The sequence below is a fragment of the Sulfitobacter sp. HI0129 genome (genome assembly GCF_001635395.1).
Taxonomy (GTDB): Bacteria; Pseudomonadota; Alphaproteobacteria; order Rhodobacterales; family Rhodobacteraceae; genus Sulfitobacter.
In genome coordinates, this window is sequence record NZ_LWGH01000839.1 from 1 (window position 1) to 4,271 (window position 4,271).

General features: G+C 62.8%; 5 protein-coding genes. 3 read left to right on the top strand and 2 right to left on the bottom strand.

Features of this window, described 5'->3' with window-relative positions; all coding sequences use genetic code 11:
* Nucleotides 1-141: 141 nt before the first annotated feature.
* Both A3764_RS19735 and A3764_RS19740 read left to right on the top strand, forming a co-directional pair.
* Nucleotides 142-837 carry a branched-chain amino acid aminotransferase gene (locus A3764_RS19735; protein ID WP_067922434.1) on the top strand — a complete coding sequence of 232 codons (696 nt, stop codon included), beginning with the start codon at nucleotides 142-144 and terminating at the stop codon, nucleotides 835-837.
* A 54-nt stretch (nucleotides 838-891) separates the two neighbouring features.
* Entirely contained in the window at nucleotides 892-1,308 is a 417-nt protein-coding gene (locus A3764_RS19740) for a DUF7282 domain-containing protein (RefSeq protein WP_067922436.1), read from the top strand.
* A gap of 49 nt (nucleotides 1,309-1,357) precedes the next feature.
* Here A3764_RS19740 and A3764_RS19745 read toward each other — a convergent pair whose 3' ends face one another.
* Nucleotides 1,358-2,587 carry an argininosuccinate synthase gene (locus A3764_RS19745; protein ID WP_067922437.1) on the bottom strand — a complete coding sequence of 410 codons (1,230 nt, stop codon included), beginning with the start codon at nucleotides 2,585-2,587 and terminating at the stop codon, nucleotides 1,358-1,360.
* A 125-nt stretch (nucleotides 2,588-2,712) separates the two neighbouring features.
* Here A3764_RS19745 and ilvA point away from each other — a divergent pair, with 125 nt between their 5' ends.
* Nucleotides 2,713-3,942 carry a threonine ammonia-lyase IlvA gene (gene ilvA, locus A3764_RS19750; protein WP_067922438.1) on the top strand — a complete coding sequence of 410 codons (1,230 nt, stop codon included), beginning with the start codon at nucleotides 2,713-2,715 and terminating at the stop codon, nucleotides 3,940-3,942.
* On the opposite strand, the gene A3764_RS19755 is transcribed toward ilvA, so the two are convergent.
* On the bottom strand, nucleotides 3,935-4,271 hold a 337-nt coding region (locus tag A3764_RS19755; protein WP_236628261.1), incomplete at its 5' end, for an Hpt domain-containing protein. The genes ilvA and A3764_RS19755 overlap by 8 nt on opposite strands.

The following is a 4,271-nucleotide window of genomic DNA, read 5'->3' on the forward strand; positions in this document are numbered from 1 at the left end:
TTCGGCGCGCAGACCCCGGTGGCGGAGATCGACGGCAGGCAGATCGGCAGCGGCAGGATGGGCCCGGTCACCGAACGGCTGCGCGGGCTCTACAAGGAACTCGTCTCAGCAGAGGCCGCACGCGCCGGAGCGGAGGGGTAGATGCGGATCGCGATGTGGTCGGGGCCCCGTAACCTCAGCACGGCGATGATGTACGCGTTCGGCAACCGGCCCGATTTCGACATCAGGGATGAACCGTTCTATGCCCCCTATCTGGCCGCCACGGGGCTGGACCACCCGATGCGTGAGGCGATTCTGTCAAGGCATGAAACGGACCCCGACGCTGTTGCCCGATCCTGTCGGGAAGGGGGCGCGCCGCATCTTTATATGAAGCATATGCCGCATCACATGCTGCCGGGCTTTCCGCTCGACTGGGCCGAGGAATGCGTCAACGTCCATCTCATCCGCCACCCCGCCCGGGTGATCGCCAGCTATACCGCAAAGCGGGAGGCACCGACGCTGGAGGATATCGGCTTTCGCCAGCAGGTCGAGTTGGTCGAGCGGCTGGGCGGACTGATCCTCGACAGTTTCGACATTCGCGCAGATCCGGAGGCCGCGATGAAGGCCCTGTGCCGCGAAATTGGCCTGCCGTTCGATGAGCGGATGCTGTCTTGGCCCGCGGGGCCGCGAAAGCAGGATGGCGTTTGGGCCAGCCACTGGTACGGGGCGGTGCATGCCAGCACCGGCTTTGCCGGAGCGGAAGGCGCGTTGCCAGCGCTTGATCAGGAAGCGGCGGCGCTTTGTGCGCAGGCGATGCCGTTCTACGAGACACTTCGCGACCGCCGGCTGCATTTTTGAAACTATCGGGCAGGGCGCGCCGTGGCTTCGGTCGGACAATCATAGGAGTCTGACATGAAAATCATTACTACCAGCGCGCTTGCCCTGACATTGACAGCGGGCGTCGCATTTGCAGATGCACATTCGATGAAGAACATGATCGAGGCGAGCGATCAAAACGTCTCTAACGGCGTTGTAAGTGCCGATATGGTATCCGCAGGCCAGAACGGCTGGCTCGTCGTTCACCGTACCGATGCCGAGATGAAGCCCGGCCCCGTCGTCGGTTTCGCCCCGCTGCGGATGGGGGACAACACCGACGTCGCCGCGATCCTGCAAGAGGACGTCGCATCGGGTGACATGCTGATGCTGATGGTTCACGGCGAAGAGGGCGGCATGAAGACCGGCGTCTTCGAATATTCGCTGGGCGCCAAGGAAGACGGCCCCGTGAAGCCCGATGGCGAATTGGTCATGCAGGTTGTCACGGTCGAATAAGGCGTGACCTGACATTTGGAGGCCCGCCTTTCGAGGCGGGCCTTTTTCGTTACTTGCCGGAACGCTTGAGACGACGGTCGCGCGCGGCGAGCAGCTTCAGCCGCAGTGCGTTCAGCTGGATGAAACCGGCCGCGTCCTTCTGGTCATAGGCGCCTGCGTCATCCTCGAACGTCACATGCGCCTCGGAATAGAGACTGTTTTCGGACCAGCGGCCCACGGTGCGCACATGTCCCTTGTAGAGCTTCAGGCGGACAGTACCCGTCACATGGGTCTGGCTCGCGTCGATGGCGGCCTGAAGCATCGTGCGTTCCGGGCTGAACCAGAAACCGTTGTAGATCAGTTCCGCGTAGCGCGGCATCAGCTCGTCCTTGAGATGCATCGCCCCGCGGTCGAGCGTGATGGATTCGATGCCCCGGTGCGCTTCCAGCAGCAGGGTGCCGCCGGGCGTTTCGTAGATGCCGCGTGATTTCATGCCGACGAAGCGGCCTTCGACCAGATCGAGCCGGCCACAGCCGTGTTTGCCCCCCAGCTCGTTCAGCCGGGTGAGGATCGCGGCGGGGGACATCGCCTTGCCGTCGATGCTGACGGCATCGCCCTTTTCAAAGCCGATCTCGACGTATTCGGGTGTATCCGGGGCCTCTTCGGGGGCCACGGTGCGCTGATAGACATAATCGGGTGCGTCCTGCGCGGGATCTTCGAGCACCTTGCCCTCGGACGAGGTGTGCAGAAGGTTCGCATCGACGGAGAAGGGCGCTTCGCCGCGTTTGTCCTTGGCCACGGGGATCTGGTTGGCTTCGGCGAATTCCAGCAGTTTCGTGCGGCTGGAAAGATCCCATTCACGCCAGGGCGCGATGACCTTGATTTCGGGGTTCAGCGCATAGGCCGCCAGTTCGAACCGCACCTGATCGTTGCCCTTGCCCGTCGCGCCATGGGCCACGGCATCGGCGCCGGTTTCCTCTGCGATCTCGACCAGACGCTTGGAAATGAGCGGGCGCGCGATGGAGGTGCCCAGCAGGTACAGCCCTTCGTAGACGGCGTTGGCCCGGAACATCGGAAAGACGAAATCGCGCACGAATTCTTCGCGCAGGTCTTCGATGTAGATGTCCTTGACGCCCATCATCTCGGCTTTCTTGCGCGCGGGCTCCAGCTCCTCCCCCTGACCGAGGTCGGCGGTGAAGGTGACGACTTCGCAGCCGTATTCCGTTTGCAGCCATTTCAGGATGATGGAGGTATCGAGACCGCCGGAGTAGGCGAGAACCACTTTCTTGGGCGCGGACATGCAGATTTCCTTTCCGTTTCGCTTCGCGAGGTAACGGGTTTTGCACAGACGGGCAAGATTGAAGCCTGCGTTGACCCGGCGGGCCACCGGGCCTATCGAAAGCGTCGGTTACAGGAGCATCGGTCATGACGGATTTCTGCGAAAAGGCCCGGGCGGCGACGGAGGCGATGCGGGCGGTTTTCCCCGCGACCCCCTGCATGCGCAACGAACATCTGTCGGAACGCTTCGGGGCGGACATCTGGCTGAAGCGCGAAGACCTGAGCCCGGTGCGCTCCTACAAGTTGCGCGGGGCGTTCAATGCCATGCGCAAGGTCATCCCCGGGCAATCGCTGTTCGTCTGCGCGAGCGCGGGCAACCACGCGCAGGGCGTGGCCTTCATGTGCAGCCACTTCGGGGTGCGGGGCGTGATCTTCATGCCGGTCACGACGCCGCAGCAAAAGATCCAGAAGACGCGGATTTTCGGCGGCGACAACGTGGAGATACGCCTCGTCGGTGACTATTTCGACAAGACGCTGGCGGCGGCGCAGGAATTCTGTGCGGCGGAGAATGCGCATTTCCTGTCCCCCTTCGATGATGAGGACGTGATCGAAGGGCAGGCTTCCGTCGCCGTGGAGATCAGCGAGCAGCTTGGCCGGGTGCCGGATCGCATCGTGCTGCCCGTGGGTGGCGGGGGGCTGTCTTCGGGCGTGGTGAGCCATTTCGGGACGGAATGCGCCTATACCTTTGTCGAACCGCAGGGGGCGCCAAGTCTGGCGCGCGCGCTCGAAAAAGGCGCACCTGTCGATGTTTCGCCCATCAACAGCTTCGTCGACGGGGCCGCCGTGGCACGGATCGGCGCGCGTAACTTCGACTGTCTGCGCGGGATGGCCCGGTCCGACGTGGTGGCGCTGCCCGAAGACCGGATCTGCGTCACAATCATTGAGATGCTCAATGTCGAAGGGATCGTGCTGGAACCCGCCGGTGCACTGGCGATCTCGGCTCTCGACAGTGTTGCGGACGAGATCAGGGGCAAGACGGTCGTCTGCGTCGTGTCGGGCGGAAATTTCGATTTCGAGCGCCTGCCCGAGGTGAAGGAACGGGCGCAGCGCTATACGGGCATCAAGAAGTATTTCATCCTGCGCATGCCCCAGCGCCCCGGCGCGCTGAAGGAGTTTCTGAATATCCTCGGGCCGGAGGATGACATCTGCCGGTTCGAATACCTCAAGAAAAGCGCGCGGAACTTCGGTTCGGTCCTCATCGGCATCGAAACCTCGCTGCCCGAAAATTTCGGCCCCTTTCTGGAGCAGCTCAACGAGGCCGGGTTCACCTATACCGACATCACCAATGACGAGACATTGGCGCAGTTCGTCATCTGACCCGGGTGAGAGCCGCAAAAGCGGCGAGCGATTGTTCGACCCTGCGGCCCAGTTCAGCAGCACTTTCCCCCCGCTGACAGGCGGCGGCCAGCGATGATAGCCCGAGGGTGCGCGCGCTGCCGCAAAGCCCGTGCAGATGCATGTCGCGGTGGTCGGGGTCACGCTCCGTCGAAAGAGTGGCCAGCGTTTCGCGCGCCTCGGCTGCAAAGAGGTTTGCTATCTTCTTCAGCTCCGCGTGGCCCAGATCACTGCGTAGTCTCTCGATTTGCCTGCGGTCCAGCATTGGCACCTCCATCCATCCTCGCGTTGCAGGATGGCGCTTCGGGCTT